This is a genomic window from Mesorhizobium sp. M8A.F.Ca.ET.161.01.1.1 (assembly GCF_004792105.1).
Classification (GTDB): domain Bacteria; phylum Pseudomonadota; class Alphaproteobacteria; order Rhizobiales; family Rhizobiaceae; genus Mesorhizobium.
The window spans coordinates 1-396 of sequence record NZ_SRTD01000130.1 but is presented as its reverse complement, the minus strand read 5'-3'; the positions used below and the strand labels follow the sequence as shown (position 1 = coordinate 396).

Genomic DNA, 396 nt, shown 5'->3' with positions numbered 1-396 from the left:
ACGATCTTCAGCGCGCGGCGCATCTTGCGGGCGCTTTCGGAATCGCGCGAGCCGAAATTGGAATGGCTGGCGAGCGCGATTTTCGGCGTGATGCCGAAGCGGCGGATTTCCTTCGCGGCAAGAATGGCCATTTCGGCCACTTCTTCCGATGTCGGATCGTTGTTGACGAAGGTATCGGTGAGGAACAGCGCACCCTGCTGGGTGATGAGCAGGCTGAGGCCGGCGAAGGAGCGGACGCCGTCCTGCTTGCCGATGTTCTGGTTCACGTCGCGCAGATGGCGGTCGTAACGGCTTTCCAGACCGCAGATCAGCGCATCGGCTTCGTCACTCTTGACCGGCAGCGCACCCATGACAGTCGTGTTGCTGCGCACGATGGTGCGTGCCGCTTCGGGGTTG

At 62.1% G+C, this 396-nt stretch carries 1 protein-coding gene; it reads right to left on the bottom strand.

From position 1 onward, the window contains the following. On the bottom strand, positions 1-396 hold a 396-nt coding region (locus EN804_RS34985), incomplete at both ends, for a phosphate acyltransferase (protein ID WP_281407927.1).